Source organism: Polaromonas sp. P1_G2 (assembly GCF_056405515.1).
On record NZ_JBFUBY010001015.1, the window covers coordinates 1 to 482 of the forward strand.

The 482-nt window shown below is 66.2% G+C and carries 1 protein-coding gene; it reads left to right on the plus strand.

The window, feature by feature from the left end:
* Positions 1 to 22: 22 nt before the first annotated feature.
* On the plus strand, positions 23 to 482 hold a 460-nt coding region (locus AC1D0P_RS28825), incomplete at its 3' end, for an Hpt domain-containing protein (RefSeq protein ID WP_477679862.1).

Here is a 482-nt window from a genome sequence, read left to right on the forward strand (position 1 = left end):
CAACAAGAGAAACCCTTCCCCTATGGACATCACCCAGTTCTACCAGACATTTTTTGAAGAAGCCGACGAGTTGCTGGCCGAGATGGAGCAGCTCTTCCTGGGCCTGGACCTGGACGCGCCCGACGGCGAACACCTCAACGCGGTGTTCCGCGCCGCGCACTCGATCAAGGGCGGCGCGGCCACCTTCGGTTTTGTTGCGCTGACCGACACCACCCACCTGCTGGAAAACCTGCTGGACCGGGCGCGCCACGGCGAGCTCAAACTCAATACCAAGATGATGGATGCCTTTCTGGAGACCAAGGACGTGTTGCAAAAACAATTGAGTGCATACCGGGCCGGCGCCGAGCCGGAACCCGAGATGGTGGCCGCGATCTGCGCGGTGCTGCGCCAGCTCGCGCTGGAAGCCGGCGGCGAGCTGCCCGCGCCGCCCGTCGTGGCCGCGCCGGCGCCCGCGCCCGTGCAGGCCGCGCCCGAAGCCGCGC